The sequence below is a fragment of the Sporosarcina cascadiensis genome (assembly GCF_009650995.1).
GTDB lineage: Bacteria > Bacillota > Bacilli > Bacillales_A > Planococcaceae > Sporosarcina > Sporosarcina cascadiensis.
Window position 1 is genome coordinate 22954 of record NZ_WHVV01000002.1, and the last position, 18609, is coordinate 41562.

Sequence of the window (18609 nt, forward strand, 5' to 3'; positions counted from 1 at the left end):
TCCTTTACTGAGAATCTCTCATCATTTTCTAATGAAGTCCTTCCTCTTTTCTCAGAAACCCGGGGTACAGTGGGGGTAGAGAAGAAAGGAGGAGAATTCGATGAATAAATGGATGGCGTTTCCAGCTTTGGCGGGTATCTTAACAATCGGCGGAGTGGCGGCTGCAACAAGCAGTCCTTCAGCTGAACCGGTGGAAGAGCCCGTATTGAGTCACGAAGAAGTGAGCGGAATCGCACAGCAGCACGCCTCTGGCGAAGTCACGGAAGTGAAGCTGGACCGCGAGCAAGGCCGGGTAGTCTACGACATCGAACTTTCAGATTCAACCATCCAGACAGACATGGAGGTAGATGCGCAGACAGGCGATGTACTGAAGATCGAGAAAGAAGCGGCGGAAGTGGAACCTGAAAAGGGAATCCGGCAACCGGCAAGTTTTGATCAACCGGCAGAGCTGTCTGCGTCAACCAACCATACGCTGACCGTCGTTTCTTCATCTGACGAACAGCCTGCCCGGTCCTTGCTGACGAAAAAAGAAGCGATCGAAATTGCCAGGCAGCATGCAGTCGGCAAATTGACCGATGTGGACATTGAGAAGGAAAAAGAAGACGGTAAAACTTTTTATGAGATTGAACTGGAAGACGAGTTTTTCGAGTACGAAATTTTGATGGATGCCGAAACAGGCAGCATCATTTCATTTGAACAAGACTGAAACCACCCACAAACTATCAGTCAGCGGTAAAAGCATACAAACACACACATAAAACACAGAAGGCTGCGCGGGGAATGAATTCCTTGGGCAGCTTTTTCATTGCGCACAGTATCTGGGGCGGCTGAAGCTCATAAACACCCGACAAGTGATCATTGCGGCTGTGCAGGCGCTCATACTTCCCGGCCGTGCGCTCATACCGGTTCCGCAGGCGCTCATAGACAGCTGCTCCGTGATCATACACTCCTTTTAAGTGATCATGGAACGATGTTTCACCCTGAAAGACGGCAGTTTCAACTTGGAAAATGAAAACTCACTTTAATTTCTGCTACACTGAAACTAAAAAGAGGTGGAGTGCATGAAGATACTCATAGCGCCCGACGCGTTCAAAGGCAGCCTGACGGCGAATGAAGCGGCGGCTGCGATGCGGGCGGGTGTGGAGCGAGCCATGCCGGAGGCGGAGACGATATGCCTTCCTGTTGCAGATGGCGGGGAAGGGACGATGGCTGCGCTCGTATCAGCAACAGATGGAAATGTTAAGACATTGACAGTGAACGATCCGCTGGGACGGCAAACCGAAGCGCAGCTCGGAATTCTCGGCGACGGAGAAACTACGGTCATTGAACTCGCGCAGGCCTCCGGTTTGCTGTTGCTGGCACCCGACGAACTCAATCCGATGCACGCTTCTACATATGGTACGGGCCAATTAATTCGGCAGGCGCTCGACGATGGGTACCGTAAATTGATCATCGGCCTCGGCGGCAGCGCGACGAACGACGGAGGTACCGGTTTACTCGAAGCGCTGGGTGTGAAATTCTCCGATGCAGACGGAAATTTGCTGCAAATGAAAGGTTCGGCACTTCCGCAGATTGCGGGCATCGACTGCTCGCAGCTGGACGGACGTTTGAAAACGGCAGACATTCGGATTGCTTCCGATGTACAAAATCCTTTTGTCGGTGAAAACGGCGCTTCCTCTATCTTCGGCCCGCAAAAAGGGGCTGATGAACAGATGGTCAAAGCGCTGGACGACGGATTGCGTCATTTTGCCGATCTGACGGAACAGCAGACAGGCATGCGTCTTCACGATTATCAGGGAGCAGGAGCGGCGGGCGGCAGTGCGGGCGCTTTGCTTGCTTACTGCGGAGCAAATTTGGAAAGCGGCATTGAAGTCGTACTGGAAACAGCCGGCTTCGCGAAACATTTGGCTGCCGCAGATTTCATTCTGACGGGGGAAGGCAGGACAGATCTGCAGACGCTGGAGGGAAAAGCGCTGATGGGCATTGCGAAAACCGCGAAAGCGAATGAAGTGCCGGTAGCCGTCATATCGGGTTCGATTGAGGAGCAGGCGCGGCCGCTTCTGGAGCAATGGTTTTCCGTTCTGTGTGCTTTGGATGAAGGCGGACATCCTGCAACAGAGCTTATGGCGGACGCTGCAAATCATCTCGCCGCGAGGACCGCGGAACTGATGCCGAATTTACCTGCAGCTTTTCAGTAGTCAATTGCTATTATAATATAGTATAGTACAAGAACCTTGTTCATTTTCAGGCAAGGTTTTTTGTCTTGCCAAGCATAGACTGACGGCAGGCAGGGTATATAGATAACAGGAGGTGGTCAAATGTTTGAAAACGCTTTAAATTGGCTGGTGGGACCGGCGAATAATTTTATTTGGACGTATATTCTAATTGGACTATTATTGGCAGCTGGTCTGTATTTCACGATTCGCACGAAATTTGTACAAGTGCGTTTGTTCAGAGAGATGTTTCGTTTGATTGTGGAAAAGAAAGACAGCAATGACGGTGTGTCACCGTTCCAGGCATTTACGATCAGTGCAGCTTCACGTGTAGGAACCGGTAACGTCGCAGGGGTAGCTCTGGCGATCGGGATCGGCGGGCCGGGCGCGGTGTTTTGGATGTGGATCATTGCGTTCATCGGGATGGCGACCGGATTCATTGAGAGTACGCTCGCACAGGTCTATAAAGTGAAAGACGGCGAGACGTTCCGCGGTGGACCGGCGTATTATATGCAGAAGGCGCTCGGAATGCGGAAACTCGGTATTGTCTTCGCGGTATTACTGACCATTTGTTTCGGATTCATTTTTAATGCGGTGCAGTCGAATACTATCAGCCAGTCCTTTATGGATGTTTTTGGGATTCCTGACTGGACTGTCGGAATCGGCTTGATCCTGCTGACTGCAGTCATCGTGTTCGGCGGCGTGCAGCGGATCGTGAAAGTGACGCAGACAATTGTTCCTGTCATGGCGACCTTCTATATTATTGTCGCGCTGTTCATTGTCATCATGAACATTACGCAGGTTCCTGCGATGTTCATGCTCATTATCGAGCACGCTTTCGGCATCAAGGAAATGGTCGGAGGCGGTATCGGTGCGGCGATCATGCAGGGTGTCCGCCGTGGTTTATTCTCCAATGAAGCTGGTATGGGTAGTGTGCCGAATGCGGCAGCAACGGCGAACGTCTCACATCCGGCAAAGCAGGGGCTCGTTCAGAGTCTCGGCGTGTTCTTTGATACGATTATTATCTGTTCGGCAACGGCATTCATTATTCTGCTAGGCGGGCTGTATGAGTCCGGTGAAACGAACGGAATCTTGCTGACGCAGGCTTCCATGGCGGTGCACGTTGGTGCGTGGGCTCCTTATTTCATTGCCGTCGCGATCATGTTCTTCGCGTTCAGTTCCATTATCGGCAACTATTACTACGGTGAAACGAATATCGAATTCATCCATGCGAATAAAGGCTGGAAATATGCGTATCAGATACTCGTGCTCGGGATGGTATTTCTTGGAGCGGTTGCGAAGGTGCAGGTTGTTTGGGACATGGCAGATCTGTTCATGGGGCTCATGGCAATCATCAACCTCGTCGTCATTGTCCTGCTCGGTAAAGTTGCCTTCCAAGTGCTCGACGATTTTACCGTACAGAGAAAGGCAGGGAAAAACCCTGTATTTAAAGCTTCCACCATACCGGGACTAAAAGGTGCGGAGTGCTGGGAAGATACACCTGAAAAACCGGAAGAGCGATTGCGGCCATAAAAATCCGTCTCGATATCCATATGCCATATAGCACAGAAAACAGCTGTGATTTTATTTTCCGTCAAGGCATATAAAGTTTGATTTTGATAAAATATTTACCTGTAAAATGAAAGGATCTTAGTTCAGAAGGTACATTCTGAGCTGAGATTCTTTTTATGCTTTACAAGTTTAACCACTACATGTTAGGGTATTACTTGTACATAAGACACTATATATAGTATTTTCGATGAATCGGTACCATCAACGGTTTAAAAGGGAATCCGCTTAAAAACGGAGCTGCCCCCGCAACTGAGGGCATGGACGACTGTCTGGATTATACCCACTGCCCTCTAAGGCGGGAAGGGAGACAGGAGGACGATGTGCCAGCCAGGAGACCTGCCATTCTATCCGCAATACATTCTTCGGGGAGGAAGAATGGAAGCAACAGGCAAGGAACATTATCTGCCACTAGACTTCCATTTATTACCATTAGACTATAATGGCTCCCGGATGATTGGGAGTCTTTTTTAATACATAATTCATAAAAGGGAGCGAATGACATGGCTATAATTCACGAAACGGCTGGTCTTAATCTATTGCTGGAAAATCTGGAAGAAGAATTCGGAAAGAAAAAAATAGAGGCGCTGATCGAGGCAAGCGAGCGTTATCAAGAGCGTCATCCCGATAGTTCAGCATCTGACTGGACAAGCGCGATGGTGCTGGAATCATTGAGCAGAATCGATGAAGCGAACGCGTATTGGACTTTCGTTGCCGCACGTATTTACTTGTATGATGTGTATGCGAAGCAGAAAGCGCTGCGTGGTACGGATGTCTATAACGACTTTGCGAAAAATGTAGAAAAACTGGTTGCGCAGGGTCTTTATACTCCAATCCTTACTGAGAAGTACAGCCATGATGAACTGCAAGAGATCGGTCGTTTACTCGAGCCTTCACGCGACTTGTTATTTACCTATATCGGATTAAAAACGCTGGTGGACCGCTATGTGACAGTGAACTTCTCCAAGCAGCCGGTCGAGCTGCCGCAAGAACGCTGGCTGATCATTGCGATGACGCTGATGCAGGATGAAACGGAAGACCGCATCCACAAAATCGGCGAAGCTTACTGGGCGATGAGCAATCTCTATATGACGGTTGCGACGCCAACGCTTTCGAATGCCGGCAAGATGCACGGCCAGCTGTCGAGCTGCTTTATCGATACAGTGGATGATTCACTGCAGGGTATCTACAACAGCAACACCGATATCGCAAACCTGTCGAAGTTTGGCGGCGGCATTGGCGTCTATATGGGGAAAGTTCGTTCACGCGGCGCGTCCATCCGCGGATTTGAAGGTGCTTCAAGCGGAGTGCTTCCGTGGATTAAGCAGCTGAACAATACGGCAGTTTCTGTCGATCAGCTCGGTCAGCGGCAGGGCGCGGTGGCAGTGTATCTGGATGTCTGGCATCAGGATATCTTCACATTCCTTGATCTGAAGCTCAATAACGGGGATGACCGTCTGCGCGCGCATGATATTTTCACAGGCGTTTGCCTGCCCGATCTGTTCATGGAGAAAGTGGAGTCACGCGAAGACTGGCATCTGTTCGATCCGCATGAAGTGCGCACGAAGATGGGCTTTTCATTGGAAGACTTCTATGATGAAGAAAAGGGCAATGGCTCATTCCGCAAGAAGTACGAGGAATGTGTGGCGAATGAAGACCTGTCACGCGAAACCGTATCAGCGATCGAAATCATGAAACGGGTCCTGCGCAGTCAGCTGGAAACAGGCACGCCGTTCATGTTCTATCGCGATGAAGTGAACCGCAAGAACCCGAATAAACACGAAGGAATCATTTATTCGAGTAATTTGTGCACAGAAATATTGCAAAATATGTCAGCCAGCACACATGAATCGGTGACATTAGAAGACGATCTGGTCGTCACACGCACGAAGCCGGGTGACTTCGTTGTCTGTAACCTGTCATCGATCAATCTGGGGAAAGCGGTAGTTGCAGACGTATTGGACCGCCTGATTACGATTCAGGTCCGTATGCTCGACAACGTCATCGACCAGAACCAGATTCCTGTCGTCCAGGCGCAGCGCACAAACGCCCGCTATCGCGGGATCGGGCTCGGCACATTCGGCTGGCACCATTTATTGGCACTGAAAGGCATTCAGTGGGAATCCGATGAAGCAGTGGATTACGCGGACAAGCTGTATGAAAATATCGCCTATCTGACAATCAAGGCATCAATGGAATTATCGAAGGAAAAAGGCGCCTATCCATTGTTCGACGGCTCCGACTGGCAGACAGGCGAGTACTTCGAGCAGCGCGAATACGATTCGAATAAATGGCGCGAGCTGCGCATGGATGTGGCGATCAACGGCATGCGCAATGGCTATCTGATGGCAGTCGCGCCGAACAGTTCGACATCGGTCATCGCAGGCTCCACCGCTTCAATCGATCCGGTATTCAAGCCGTTCTACCATGAAGAGAAAAAAGATTATAAACTGCCGGTCATCGCACCGGATTTGAACCATAACACGTATGATGTCTATCGCCGTTCCGCGTACATCGTTGATCAGCGCTGGTCCATCAAGCAGAATGCTGCACGTCAGCACCATATCGACCAGTCAACTTCATTCAACATCTATGTACCGAACTCCATCCGTGCATCCGTCCTGCTCGATCTGCATATGCAGGCCTGGCAGTCCGGCATGAAAACGACGTACTATATGCGTTCCACAGCTTCTGAAATCGAGGAGTGCGAGTGGTGTCATTCCTGATTGCGTACGCTTCCTGGAGCGGCAATACGGAGGAAGTGGCGGAATTGATTGAGGAAAATCTGACCCGCGAAGGCATCCAAGTCGATACACACCGCATCGGAATCGGCGTTCTTCCGGATGTGAATGAATACGATGCCTTCTGTATCGGTTCATTCACCTGGGAAAAGGGCGCCACGCCGGATGAAGTGAAAGACTTCGTAGCGGACATCGGCTTCAAGCCGGAGCCGGTCTACGTCTTCGGAACAGGGGACACGCAATTCGGCGGAGATGAATTGTTTTGTCATGCGGCTGAAAAACTGGCGCGCTTTTATCATTCACCTTTTGAACCATTGAAAATCGAACAAAGCCCTCGCGGCATGCAAGAGAAATTAGTAACGAACTGGACGAAAGGAGTGCTCGACCATTGGCGACACTTACAAGAGTAAAAGTACTGAACCCGGCAAATCCAAATAAAGCAACAGCCATTTTCGGCGGGGAAGCTAGCGGCATCCTCAACTGGAATGATATCGCGCACCCTCATTTCTATACATTGCGCCAGCGCATCCGTTCGCTGTTCTGGACGGCGAATGAAGTGGATATGACACAGGACGTCAAGCAATTTTCACGTCTTTCCAAAGAAGAGCAATCCGCATTTTTGAAAATCATCGGATTGCTCGCTACACTTGACGGCCCGCAGACTGTCATCGCAATGAAAATTGCTGATTTCACGACGGATCCGTCTGTAAAGTCAATCATGGCAACGATTGCTGATCAGGAAAGTGAGCATAATCACAGCTATGCGTATGTGCTTTCATCGGTCACGAATCTTGATAAACAGATGGCTTCATTCGAAATGGGACGCACAGATGAGGTATTAATGAAGCGTAATGAGCGGATCGTGGAAGTGTATAATGATTTTGCGGAGAACCCGACAATCGAGACAGTACTGAAAGCAATGGTCTATACCACGCTACTCGAAGGCCTGTTCTTCTACAGCGGATTCGCATTTTTCTACAACTTGGCGCGCCACCAGAAAATGGTCGGCACGTCGACGATGATTTCCTATATCAACCGCGATGAACTGCAGCACGGCAAGGCAATCAGCGATATCTTCCGTGCGGCGCTGGCTGAAAACCCGGGGTACAACACCGACGAATTCACGGACTGGATCTATGATCAGTTCCGCCATTCCGTCGAACAGGAAGTCATCTGGAGCCGTTATGTGCTGGGAGAAATTGATGGTCTGGACCTCGATGAGATGGAAGGCTATATCAAATACCGCGCGAATAAAATGCTGCGCATGCTCGGCCTGAGCGAGATTTATCCAGAGTTCACGGACAATCCGATGAAATGGATCCGCGCATATGTCGATAACTTCGACGATACGAAGACCGATTTCTTCGAGCAGACGAGCCGGCAATATGTGAAAACTAGTGATTTGAATGGGTTTGATGATTTGTAAGCTATGGGAAGTGAACGCGGCTTTAAAGGTAACGGGTAGAAAATATTGAATAGCATAACAAGCAGGGACACGAATCGATTCTGGATTGGTGTCCTTGTTTTTGTTTTCTTGCTAGTTCTATTGTTAATCGTCTTTTAAAACGTTGACAAAGGTGTTCTTTGTTTGATTTGTTGATAGCTCTTTTCTTCCATGAACCGAGCCTATTACCTTAAACCCTGTGAACTTATTTAGATGTCTCGAACAATTGTCTATTGTTGAAACCTTTCTAGGATAGGGATTGAGCATGCAGGGAGATTTATTATCTGGAATGTAATGTGGCCATTATTCACTTCCAAAATAATTTGCCCATCATCTTCGCTATTGTCAATTAAGATAAGATTATCTACAAGGTAAGCATATTGATACAGATTATCAAATGAAGTTTTATCGCGTCTTATAATATCTTCAGTAGCGATATGGTGTCCTCCATTTCTCACACGCATTGCTACACGTTCTATATTTTGATTCACATGGCTGAGAGCCACATAAAACATGGTTATTTCATAACTTTCTCTTAATAGCATTCATTCCGGCTAATGTAGTCTCAATTGAAAAACTTTTACCTTCTTTAATATATTGGCGAACAGATCGAATAACTTCTTTACCAGCCGATATTCTTTTCTTTTCAGGGGTGGCAGGATCCATCCTTCTCGCAATAGCATCTGGATCTATGTTGATATCTAAGCCGATTTTGTCGATAATGAGGCTGCGTAATGTACTTTTACCGCTGCCATTGTTACTGGCAAACACGTATAGCGAGGGTTTATTTGTACTCATTAAGATTCACCAGTCTTCTTCAATGGAACTACTTTTCCGTTAGGGTATTCTTTACATAACACGCCGTCTTTTTCATAAATGATATATGTGTCGTTTGCCTTGGCATCAATTCTTGCGCGCTCGCCTGTCATTTTAACCCACTGTCGAGCCAACCATACTTTCTCTTTTGATTGGGATTAAGACCATCTTTCATTTGGCTCACCACCTTTATTTTCATCATATCATACTAGAGAAGAGCTGCACGGTAAAGGAATTACAGTGGAGGTAGTATCAGTAATTCACCGACAATCCGATGAAGTGGATTCGTGCGTATGTCGATAACTTCGACGACACGAAGACGGACTTCTTCGAGCAGACGAGCTAGCACCGGTGGAATGATTCAGAGAACTGAAGTCTATCACAGCATACTATCACAGCATAAGAAAAGAACAACTTCTGATTGAAAGACATCAGAGGGTGTTCTTTTTCTATGTCTATTACGACGAAAATGTTAGCTATCATTATCAAGATGCTGAGTGGAATGATGTTGGAAATGATCATCATTTTGGATAGAGGAGAAGAGACGTGCGGGATGACAGCTAAATATGCATAGGAAGGTCCGCGCTCATTGAATACGCACCAGCGCTCATGCCATACCCGCAAGTGATCATTGAAGGCCGCGGGGTGATCATTGCCGACCCGGCGGTGCTCATACACGGTATGCGAGTGATCATACCAACCCTGCCAGCGCTCATAGCCCCGCCGCGCAGCCGCCAACATCCTAATCAAAACAAAAAAACGAGCGGAAATTAATCCGCTCGCCCATTCACCCAACTTATTTCTGTGCTTCTGCCGCTTTATGCATTGTCTTGTTCTTCGCAAGATTTACGTGCCAGCTAAGTGCTTCTTCCAAGATGTGTGGAGTTTGTCCGCCAACTTGTTCTTTCGCACGGTTGTAGTAATCACGCAGCTCATCCTTGAAATCAGGGTGTGCACAGTGCTCGATCAATGCTTCTGCTTTTTGTCGTGGAGCCAGGCCGCGAAGATCCGCATAACCTTGTTCCGTAACAATCACGTCTACGTCATGCTCTGTGTGGTCTACGTGTGAACAGAAAGGTACGATCGATGAAACATCTCCACCTTTTGCGTACGACTTCGTTACGAAGATCGCAATACGCGCGTTACGTGCGAAGTCACCGGAACCGCCGATACCGTTCATCATGCGTGTACCGCTGACATGTGTAGAGTTCACGTTTCCGTAGATGTCCAGCTCAAGTGCTGTGTTGAATGAAATGATGCCCAGACGTCGGATCACTTCCGGATGGTTAGAGATTTCCTGTGGACGGAATACTAACTTATCACGGTATTTACCGATATCTTCTTTCAGGCTGTCCAGACGTTTCTTGGAAAGAGTCAAAGAAGTAGCGGAAGCGAATTTCACTACGCCGTCGTCGATCAAGTCGAAGATTGCGTCTTGAAGTACTTCGGAATATACTTCGATGTCTTTGAACTCAGAAGTTCTCATGCCGTCAAGTACTGCGTTTGCTACAGAACCAACACCTGATTGAAGAGGCATCAATGTTTCGTCCATGCGGCCCTTCTTGATTTCGTCACGGAAGAAGTCGAGTAAATTGTTAGCAATTTCCTGTGTCTCTTCATCCGGAGGAACGATTGGGGATGGAATATCCATCTTCTCTGTAATAACGATTCCGCGTACTTTTGCAGGATCTACTTTGATTCCCGGAGTACCGATCTTATCCGTCACGCTATAGACAGGAATCTCTTTTCTATCGCCTTGGTATTCAGGAATATAAATATCATGAAGTCCTTCATATTCAGCAGGTACGTTAACATTTAATTCAATGATGACATTCTTTGCTTCCTGTACGAAAATCGGTGAGTTACCTACAGAACCAGTCGGAATAATCTGGCCGTCTTCCGTAATTGCAGCTGCTTCAATAATTGCATAATCAATCGGTCCGATCACGCCTTGGCGCACCCATTCAGACGTATGGGAAAGGTGTTGGTCAATATAGAAAGATTCGCCGGTATTGATCTTGCCGCGCATCACCGGGTTGCCCTGGTAAGGAATACGCATGTTGATCAAGTTTTCTCCAGCCATCAGCTCATCTACGTTCGGTCCGAGAGAAGCACCTGTGAAAACGTTTACTTTGAACTTTTCGTTTTTACCTCTTTCAGCTAATGCCAATGGAACCGCTTTCGCATCTCCTGACAAAGTAAAGCCACTCATACCTAAAGACATGCCATCCTCGATCCAAGATGCTGCTTCTTCAGCTGTAACAATTTTGTCTTTCAGTGCTTCACAACGAAGAACTTTGTTTAATTCGTTTGACACGGTATCATCCACCTAACCTTTCATTTTAACTATAATTCTAACACCTATCTAAATAAAATCAACATAATATTATGAGAAGTATAGTGAAATTGTCAGAATGTGAGATTTTTCTCTTGAAGCCGGTGCTGGATGTGTATTTCATGCTGTTTTTTTGCAGAGTGTGAATATAGTTGCCGTGGTCTTCGTTTCTTGACTTGGCGGGAAGTTTAATTGAATTATGTGTTTGCAGTTTAAACTCGCTTCGGCGCTGGGGGATTGCCTTACGCTATGAGCCTACTGGCGAAGAGCATGCCAGCAGTCTCACAGCCACGGCCGACCCCGCAGATGCGCCTTCGCTAGTGTGGAGAAGGTATATCATGCTGCTTTTTCGCAGAAGCAGATTTAGTTGGTGTACGTTCCAGTTTTTCGACTTTGCAAATGCACTGATCACAAGAATCTTAGCCTTTGCAGAATAATAAGTAGTGCATGAAATACCTCACCTATCGTAATAGTCTCAAATAATATGCTCATACTTCCACTCACATAAAAATTATTGAAAAACCAGCCTAGTGTACCGGAGTGGAAGGCGGCGACTCTGGGAGGATTAGCCCGACAGGTGAGACGACTTGCGGGAGCTTGCGACCAAGTCGGCTCACCGCGGGCCCTCCAGAACGCGTCCGCCTGGAACGCAGGGAAACGGTCTCCCTCTACTCACCCGCACTTTCACGCAAACAAACTGAATGAAGCAACACAAAGCAGGGTGTTTTGACGGGAGAAAAGGGAAAACCCTAATAGAGTTTGCCGGGAAACGGCGTATACTTAAGAAGTAGATAGCAGAGTACTAGATTTCATGACATAAGTCTTACGTGATAAAAACAAAACTAGGGAATACCCTTAGTTTAATTCCGATTAATTAGTTTATTTTAGGGTAAGTTGATGAATATGTCTGTGTTCATTTGAAGCGACATTCTGAGAAGGAGTGGAAATGTTCGATGAAAAAGAGATTTGGACTGAATTATTTTAAACCTGTTGAAAGTTACTCTGGGAATTGGTCGGTGCTTGAAGAAAAGAACCGTGACTGGGAAAACATGTATCGCCAGCGCTGGTCGCATGACAAAGTGGTGCGTACAACACACGGCGTAAACTGTACAGGCTCCTGCAGCTGGAAAGTGTTCGTCAAGAACGGCATCATCACATGGGAAAATCAGCAGATCGATTATCCATCCTGCGGTCCCGACATGCCGGAATTCGAACCGCGCGGCTGTCCGCGCGGTGCATCATTTTCCTGGTATGAATACAGCCCGCTTCGCGTCAAATATCCATATATAAGAGGGAAACTGTGGCGCATGTGGAACGAAGCACTTCAGGAAAAGCAAGATCCTGTTGCAGCCTGGACTGCGATTGTCGAAGATCCCGCAAAAACGAAAGAATACAAAAGTGCACGCGGTAAAGGCGGGCATGTCCGCATTCATTGGCGTGATGCGACGATGCTGATCGCGGCGCAGCTGATTTATACGGTGCAGAAATATGGTCCCGACCGCGTGGCAGGGTTTACCCCTATTCCCGCGATGTCGATGGTCAGCTACGCATCCGGTGCGCGTTTCATTTCATTACTGGGCGGCGAAATGCTGAGCTTCTATGACTGGTACGCGGATCTTCCGCCATCTTCTCCGCAGATTTGGGGCGAGCAGACGGATGTTCCTGAATCGAGTGACTGGTTCAATGCCGGTTATATCATCATGTGGGGTTCGAATGTTCCTTTGACGAGAACGCCCGATGCGCACTTTATGACTGAAGTACGCTATAAAGGAACGAAAGTAGTTTCCGTGGCACCGGATTATGCGGAAAGTGTCACACATGCAGATGACTGGATCGCGGCAAATCCAGGAACCGATGCAGCGGTTGCGCAGGCAATGACTCACGTAATCTTGGACGAGTTCTATGAGAAGCGCAAAGAGCCAACCTTCTTAAACTATGCCAAACAGTACACAGATATGCCGTTTTTAATTCTATTAGACCCGCATGAAGATTCATATAAAGCCGGACGATTCCTCAGAGCAAGTGATCTGGGCCAGCAGTCGGAACACGCAGATTGGAAACCGGTGCTGTTAGATGAAGCGAAAGATGAAATCATTGTGCCGAATGGGACGATGGGACAGCGCTGGGAGAAAGACGTCAAGTGGAATTTGAAGCTGGACAATGAAGACGGCACACGTGTCGAGCCGGCTCTTTCTGTCGAAAAACATGCAGCAGAATGGAAGGAAATTCATTTCCCTTACTTTGATCAGCGGGGCAACGGCACATTCAAACGTCCGATTCCTGCAATGAAAGTACAGTTTGCGGACGGAAGCGAGCGTCTGGTGACGACGACATATGATGTCATGCTGAGTCAATACGGAGTCAACCGGATCGACAGCGAGCTGGAGGCGACTGGATATGATGATGTTACTTCTATTTATACTCCGGCCTGGCAGGAATCAATCACGAATGTGAAGCCTGAACTGGTTACGCAAATTGCAATGGAATTCGCCCAGAACGCCATCGATACCGGCGGACGTTCGATGATCATCATGGGGGCGGGGATCAATCACTGGTTTAACAGTGATACAATTTACCGCGCAATCCTGAACTTAGTCACATTGACTGCATCACAGGGAGTGAACGGCGGAGGCTGGGCGCATTATGTCGGCCAGGAGAAATGCCGCCCGATCGAAGGCTGGAGTACGATTGCCTTCGCGAAAGACTGGCAGGGCCCGCCGCGTCTGCAGAACGCGACTTCGTTCTTCTACTTTGCAACGGATCAGTGGAAATATGAAGAGGCCGGCGCTGACACACTCATGTCCCCGCTTGGCGGAGAGGCGAGATACCAGCATCCGGCGGATTACAACATACTGGCAGCAAGACTTGGCTGGCTGCCGTCATACCCGCAGTTCAACCAGAACAGCCTGAAGCTCGTGGAAGACGCGGCGAAGCTTGGCAAGACGGAAACGAGTGAAGTCGTCAGTCATGTTGTCGATCAGCTGAAGTCCGGCGAATTACAATTTGCGGCAGAAGACCCGGGCGCTCCGGAAAACTTCCCGCGGTCGCTCTTTATCTGGCGTTCCAATCTGATCTCGAGTTCAGCAAAAGGACAGGAATACTTCATGAAGCATTTGCTTGGAGCATCCGACGGCTTGCTGGCCAGCCCGAATGAAGACATGAAGCCGGAAGAGATGGTCTGGCGTGATGAAGTGGAAGGAAAGCTGGATCTGATGGTGGCACTGGATTTCCGGATGACGGCCACGCCGCTGTATGCGGATATCGTCTTGCCGGCAGCGACATGGTACGAAAAAGTGGATCTTTCTTCCACAGACATGCACCCGTTCGTCCACCCGTTCAATCCTGCGGTCAATCCGCTGTGGGAATCGCGTTCGGACTGGGATATTTACCGGTCAATCGCTGAAACATTCTCAGAACTGGCGAAAATTCATTTGCCGGGCGTCTACAAAGATTTGGTAACATCACCGCTTGCGCATGATTCGATTCAGGAGATTGCCCAGCCGTTCGGTGAAGTGAAGGACTGGAGTAAAGGCGAAATCGAAGCAATTCCGGGCAAAACCATGCCGGGTATGACGATTGTCGAACGTGACTTCACGAAGATCTACGATAAGTACATTACGCTCGGGCCTTTATTGTCGACAGGGAAAACCGGCGCGCACGGAGTCAGCTTCTCGGTTGCCGAAGAGTATGAAATGATGAAAGGCATCAACGGCGTCTATGAAGATGACACGATTAAAAATGGCCTGCCGAAACTGTTTACGGCGAAGCACGCGGCAGAAACGATGCTGACTCTGTCTTCCGCCACAAACGGACGTGTGTCACAGCGGGCATTTGAAGCAGCGGAAGCAGACACGGGAGTCGAGCTGAAGGATATTTCAGCCGACCGTGCAGCCGAGCGCTTCACATTCGCGAACATCACCGCGCAGCCGCGTGAAGTCATTCCGACGCCGGTCTTCAGCGGTTCGAATAAACTCGGACGCCGCTACTCGCCGTTCACGACGAATATCGAACGGCTGGTTCCGTTCCGGACATTGACGGGCAGACAGCATTTTTATTTGGATCATGAATTTTTCCTTGGATTCGGGGAAGCACTGCCTGTCTATAAACCGACACTGCCGCCGATGGTGTTCGCGGATCGTGATAAGGAGATTGTCGGAGGTCAGGATACGCTCGTTTTGCGTTATCTGACGCCGCACGGCAAGTGGAACATCCACTCCACTTATCAGGATAATCAGCATATGCTGACATTATTCCGCGGAGGTCCTACGGTATGGATTTCAAATCTGGACGCCGAGGAGCACGGAATCGACGATAACGCCTGGCTCGAGGTCTATAACCGCAACGGTGTCGTCAATGCGCGCGCTGTTGTCAGTCACCGGATGCCTAAAGGTACGATGTTCATGTATCACGCACAGGATAAGCACATTCAAATGCCGGGCTCGGAAATTACCGAGCAGCGCGGAGGAAGTCACAATGCACCGACGCGTATTCATATGAAGCCGACTCAAATGGTAGGCGGCTATGCTCAGCTCAGTTATGGATTCAACTACTACGGACCTATCGGAAATCAGCGAGATGTGTATGTCGCGGTCCGCAAGATGAAGGAGGTCAACTGGCTTGAAAATTAAAGCGCAGGTTGCAATGGTGATGAACTTAGACAAGTGTATCGGGTGTCATACGTGCAGTGTGACATGTAAAACGACATGGACGAACCGTGAAGGTGCGGAATATATGTGGTTCAACAACGTAGAGACGAAACCGGGGATCGGCTATCCGAAACGCTGGGAAGACCAGGAAGTCTATAAAGGCGGATGGCAGCTGCGGAAAGGGAAACTTGAGCTGAAATCCGGCTCGAAGCTTTCCAAGATCGCACTCGGGAAGATCTTCTACAATCCGGATATGCCGGAAATGAAAGATTACTATGAGCCTTGGACGTATGACTACGAGAAACTGACAGCTGCGCCGGATCAGAAGCATACGCCGGTTGCGCGTGCGAAATCTGTCGTTACGGGCGAATACATGGATCCGGAATGGGGTCCGAACTGGGAAGATCAGCTGGCAGGTGCTCACATCACAGGCCCGACTGACCCGAATATCGAGAAGATCGAAGAAGAAATCAAATTTAATTTTGAACAGGCATTTATGATGTACTTGCCTAGACTTTGTGAACACTGCCTGAACCCGAGCTGTGTTGCATCCTGTCCTTCAGGCGCAATGTATAAGCGCGATGAAGACGGTATCGTGCTGGTTGACCAGGAAGCTTGCCGCGGCTGGCGTTACTGCATGACAGGCTGTCCTTACAAAAAAGTCTACTTCAACTGGAAGACGAATAAAGCGGAGAAATGCACATTCTGTTTCCCGCGTGTCGAGTCTGGACTTCCTACCGTCTGTTCCGAAACATGTACAGGCCGAATTCGCTATCTGGGCGTTTTGCTGTACGACGCAGACCGTGTGCAGGAAGCGGCGTCTACACCGGACCCGAAAGATTTATATCAGGCACAGCTTGATCTGTTCCTTGATCCGAACGATCCGGACGTCATGGAGCAGGCGATCAAAGATGGTATTTCCGAAGATTGGATTCAGGCAGCGCAAAGTTCTCCGGTCTATAAACTGGCTGTTGAATATAAGCTGGCATTCCCGCTTCATCCGGAATACCGTACACTCCCAATGGTTTGGTATGTACCGCCGCTCAGCCCGATCATGAACTATTTTGAAGGGAAAGACTCCATCAAGAATCCGGATATGATTTTCCCGGCGATCGAAGAAATGCGTATACCGCTTCAGTACCTGGCGAATATGCTGACGGCAGGAGACGTGGAAACGGTGAAAGGAGGCCTGCAGCGTATGGCGATGATGCGTTCTTACATGCGTGCGGTTTCTTCCGGCAAAGAGTTCGATGAATCAAAACTGGAGCGTGTCGGCCTGACCGCTTCACAGACGAAAGCCATGTACCGCCTGCTTGCGATTGCGAAGTATGAAGACCGCTTTGTGATCCCGACGTCCCATAAGGAAGGCCAGATGAACGTCTACCGTTCGCAGGGATCTGCCGGTTATGACGGCATGGGTACGTACGGCGAACAGGCACCGGCACAAAACCCGTATTCCTATTCAGTCATGGGCTCGGATGGAGGTTGTGACGGCTGCGGACCAGTAACTCCGGGAGCTTCTGTGAAGACAGGCAAAGAAATTTATGAAGAGAATTTCTATGGGGGGATCTGGCGTGATTAATCTTGATCTTCTATATGAAAAGAAACAGATTTTCGGTTTTTTCTCGAATCAACTGAACTACCCAGAAAAACTGACGTTTCATCCGTCAGTCTGGGAGGAATTCGTACCCGCTGATGCAGCGGGTTACGAAGATCTTCAAACGTACTGGCGGGCGATGCAGACGTACAGTCTCGACGATATTCAGGAGCTGTACACCTATACATTTGATTTTCAGAAAGACGCGACACTCTTTATGACTTTCGTGAAATTTGAGGATTCTAAAGAGCGCGGGCAAATGCTGGCACGGCTGAAAGTGCTGTATGAAATGTTCGGGTTAGAGATGCCGGACGAGGAACTGTCTGATCTGCTTCCATTGATGTGTGAATTTATTTACGCAGCGGAATGGAAGGGGGATCCGCGGGCGCAGCAGAGTTTTTCCATGCTGCTGGCGGTTATGGAAGACGGCAGCTATTCTTTGATGAAAGCGCTGGAAAAGTATGAAAGCCCTTATTTTCATTTAGTTCGGGCACTGCGGGAAACTTGTAAATCGTGCATTCAACGGGAGGTTCCAACCAATGACTAGTCAATTTCTCTGGGTCATTTTTCCTTATATCTGTATTGCAGTATTTATTGTAGGCCATATTTTCCGTTATCGGAACGATCAGTTCGGCTGGACAGCCAAGTCAAGTGAATTCATTGAGAAAAAGCAATTGATGATCGGCAGTCTGCTGTTCCATATTGGAATATTTCCTGTAATTCTGGGTCACGTCGCGGGTCTCGGGATTCCGAGAGAATGGACTCGTGCAATGGGCGTCAGTGACCATATGTATCATATCGGCGCAGTATGGGGCGGCGGATTCTTCGGAGTTGTCACGCTGGCCGGAATGATTATCCTGACGGCACGCCGGTTCACGAAATCAAATGTCCGTAAGCTTTCATCCAATTCGGATCTGATTGTCAATTCTTTGCTGTTGTTCATTGTTTTCATCGGTGTCTACAGTTCACTGATCACGAACACGATGACGCCGGGGTTTGATTACCGTGCAACGATTTCCGTCTGGTTCCGCTCGCTGCTCATTTTCCAGCCGGAAGCTGCCTTTATGTCAGCGGTCCCTATAGCGTTTAAACTGCATATTCTGACAGGATTCCTCATTTTCGCGATGTGGCCGTTTACTCGTCTCGTCCATGTATGGAGTGTACCGTTGAATTATGTAGGCAGAAGTTATATTCTATATAGAAAACATCAGCCGACGAAACATACACCTCGATGAGCGAATGATGAAT

Annotated in this window: 15 protein-coding genes and 1 riboswitch; of the genes, 11 read left to right on the forward strand and 4 right to left on the reverse strand. The window is 48.7% G+C overall.

Features of this window, described 5'->3' with window-relative positions; translation table 11 throughout:
• Positions 1-100: 100 nt before the first annotated feature.
• The 6 genes from GDZ68_RS02425 (at position 101) to GDZ68_RS02450 (ending at position 7949) form a co-directional block, all read left to right on the forward strand.
• Positions 101-706 (forward strand): PepSY domain-containing protein, encoded by a 606-nt coding sequence (locus GDZ68_RS02425; RefSeq protein WP_153720700.1) that lies wholly within the window; start codon positions 101-103, stop codon positions 704-706.
• 355 nt (positions 707-1061) lie between these two features.
• Positions 1062-2198, forward strand: a complete 1137-nt coding sequence (locus tag GDZ68_RS02430; RefSeq protein WP_153720701.1) for a glycerate kinase — start codon at positions 1062-1064, stop codon at positions 2196-2198.
• Positions 2199-2318: 120 nt separating this feature from the next.
• Positions 2319-3746 carry an alanine/glycine:cation symporter family protein gene (locus tag GDZ68_RS02435; RefSeq protein ID WP_153720702.1) on the forward strand — a complete coding sequence of 476 codons (1428 nt, stop codon included), beginning with the start codon at positions 2319-2321 and terminating at the stop codon, positions 3744-3746.
• A gap of 215 nt (positions 3747-3961) precedes the next feature.
• Positions 3962-4143: riboswitch (cobalamin riboswitch) on the forward strand.
• Between the two features lie 142 nt (positions 4144-4285).
• A complete protein-coding gene (locus GDZ68_RS02440) occupies positions 4286-6508 on the forward strand; it encodes a ribonucleoside-diphosphate reductase subunit alpha (protein ID WP_153720703.1) in 2223 nt (740 codons plus the stop codon).
• Entirely contained in the window at positions 6496-6933 is a 438-nt protein-coding gene (locus GDZ68_RS02445) for a flavodoxin (RefSeq protein WP_153720704.1), read from the forward strand. Before GDZ68_RS02440 ends, GDZ68_RS02445 begins: the two co-directional genes overlap by 13 nt.
• Positions 6912-7949 (forward strand): ribonucleotide-diphosphate reductase subunit beta, encoded by a 1038-nt coding sequence (locus GDZ68_RS02450; protein WP_153720705.1) that lies wholly within the window; start codon positions 6912-6914, stop codon positions 7947-7949. The genes GDZ68_RS02445 and GDZ68_RS02450 overlap by 22 nt, the downstream gene beginning before the upstream one ends.
• Before the next feature lie 248 nt (positions 7950-8197).
• On the opposite strand, the gene GDZ68_RS18155 is transcribed toward GDZ68_RS02450, so the two are convergent.
• Genes GDZ68_RS18155 through GDZ68_RS02460 form a run of 3 tightly spaced genes read right to left on the reverse strand, consistent with a single transcriptional unit; the run spans position 8198 to position 8917 of the window.
• Positions 8198-8512: a hypothetical protein gene (locus GDZ68_RS18155; RefSeq protein WP_228550976.1), complete on the reverse strand. Its 315-nt coding sequence runs from the start codon at positions 8510-8512 to the stop codon at positions 8198-8200.
• Entirely contained in the window at positions 8490-8765 is a 276-nt protein-coding gene (locus GDZ68_RS18160; RefSeq protein ID WP_228550977.1) for a hypothetical protein, read from the reverse strand. Before GDZ68_RS18160 ends, GDZ68_RS18155 begins: the two co-directional genes overlap by 23 nt.
• Entirely contained in the window at positions 8765-8917 is a 153-nt protein-coding gene (locus tag GDZ68_RS02460; RefSeq protein WP_153720706.1) for a hypothetical protein, read from the reverse strand. Before GDZ68_RS02460 ends, GDZ68_RS18160 begins: the two co-directional genes overlap by 1 nt.
• A 317-nt stretch (positions 8918-9234) precedes the next feature.
• On the opposite strand from GDZ68_RS02460, the gene GDZ68_RS18290 reads away from it, so the two are divergent.
• Positions 9235-9357 (forward strand): hypothetical protein, encoded by a 123-nt coding sequence (locus GDZ68_RS18290; RefSeq protein ID WP_255425124.1) that lies wholly within the window; start codon positions 9235-9237, stop codon positions 9355-9357.
• A 222-nt stretch (positions 9358-9579) separates the two neighbouring features.
• Here the strand turns inward: GDZ68_RS18290 and GDZ68_RS02465 are convergent, their stop codons facing one another.
• Positions 9580-11100 carry a succinate CoA transferase gene (locus GDZ68_RS02465; RefSeq protein ID WP_153720707.1) on the reverse strand — a complete coding sequence of 507 codons (1521 nt, stop codon included), beginning with the start codon at positions 11098-11100 and terminating at the stop codon, positions 9580-9582.
• Between the two features lie 971 nt (positions 11101-12071).
• Between GDZ68_RS02465 and GDZ68_RS02470 the strand changes: the two genes are divergently transcribed.
• The 4 genes from GDZ68_RS02470 to narI are packed head-to-tail and all read left to right on the forward strand — an operon-like array spanning position 12072 to position 18596.
• Entirely contained in the window at positions 12072-15746 is a 3675-nt protein-coding gene (locus GDZ68_RS02470) for a nitrate reductase subunit alpha (RefSeq protein WP_153720708.1), read from the forward strand.
• Positions 15736-17346, forward strand: coding sequence for a nitrate reductase subunit beta (gene narH, locus GDZ68_RS02475; RefSeq protein ID WP_153720709.1), 1611 nt, complete (start codon positions 15736-15738; stop codon positions 17344-17346). Before GDZ68_RS02470 ends, narH begins: the two co-directional genes overlap by 11 nt.
• The gene (narJ, locus tag GDZ68_RS02480) at positions 17339-17908 is read left to right on the forward strand and encodes a nitrate reductase molybdenum cofactor assembly chaperone (RefSeq protein ID WP_153720710.1); all 570 of its coding nucleotides are present in this window, start codon (positions 17339-17341) and stop codon (positions 17906-17908) included. The genes narH and narJ overlap by 8 nt, the downstream gene beginning before the upstream one ends.
• Entirely contained in the window at positions 17901-18596 is a 696-nt protein-coding gene (gene narI / locus GDZ68_RS02485; protein ID WP_153720711.1) for a respiratory nitrate reductase subunit gamma, read from the forward strand. The genes narJ and narI overlap by 8 nt, the downstream gene beginning before the upstream one ends.
• The last annotated feature ends 13 nt before the right edge of the window (positions 18597-18609 follow it).

Bases quoted from the DNA above. Each gene is read 5' to 3' on its own strand.
- GDZ68_RS02425 (WP_153720700.1), top strand. From the start codon at position 101: ATGAATAAATGGATGGCGTTTCCAGCTTTGGCGGGTATCTTAACAATC.
- GDZ68_RS02430 (WP_153720701.1), top strand. From the start codon at position 1,062: ATGAAGATACTCATAGCGCCCGACGCGTTCAAAGGCAGCCTGACGGCG.
- GDZ68_RS02435 (WP_153720702.1), top strand. From the start codon at position 2,319: ATGTTTGAAAACGCTTTAAATTGGCTGGTGGGACCGGCGAATAATTTT.
- GDZ68_RS02440 (WP_153720703.1), top strand. From the start codon at position 4,286: ATGGCTATAATTCACGAAACGGCTGGTCTTAATCTATTGCTGGAAAAT.
- GDZ68_RS18155 (WP_228550976.1), bottom strand. From the start codon at position 8,512: ATGCTATTAAGAGAAAGTTATGAAATAACCATGTTTTATGTGGCTCTC.
- GDZ68_RS18160 (WP_228550977.1), bottom strand. From the start codon at position 8,765: ATGAGTACAAATAAACCCTCGCTATACGTGTTTGCCAGTAACAATGGC.
- GDZ68_RS18290 (WP_255425124.1), top strand. From the start codon at position 9,235: ATGTCTATTACGACGAAAATGTTAGCTATCATTATCAAGATGCTGAGT.
- GDZ68_RS02470 (WP_153720708.1), top strand. From the start codon at position 12,072: ATGAAAAAGAGATTTGGACTGAATTATTTTAAACCTGTTGAAAGTTAC.
- narI (WP_153720711.1), top strand. From the start codon at position 17,901: ATGACTAGTCAATTTCTCTGGGTCATTTTTCCTTATATCTGTATTGCA.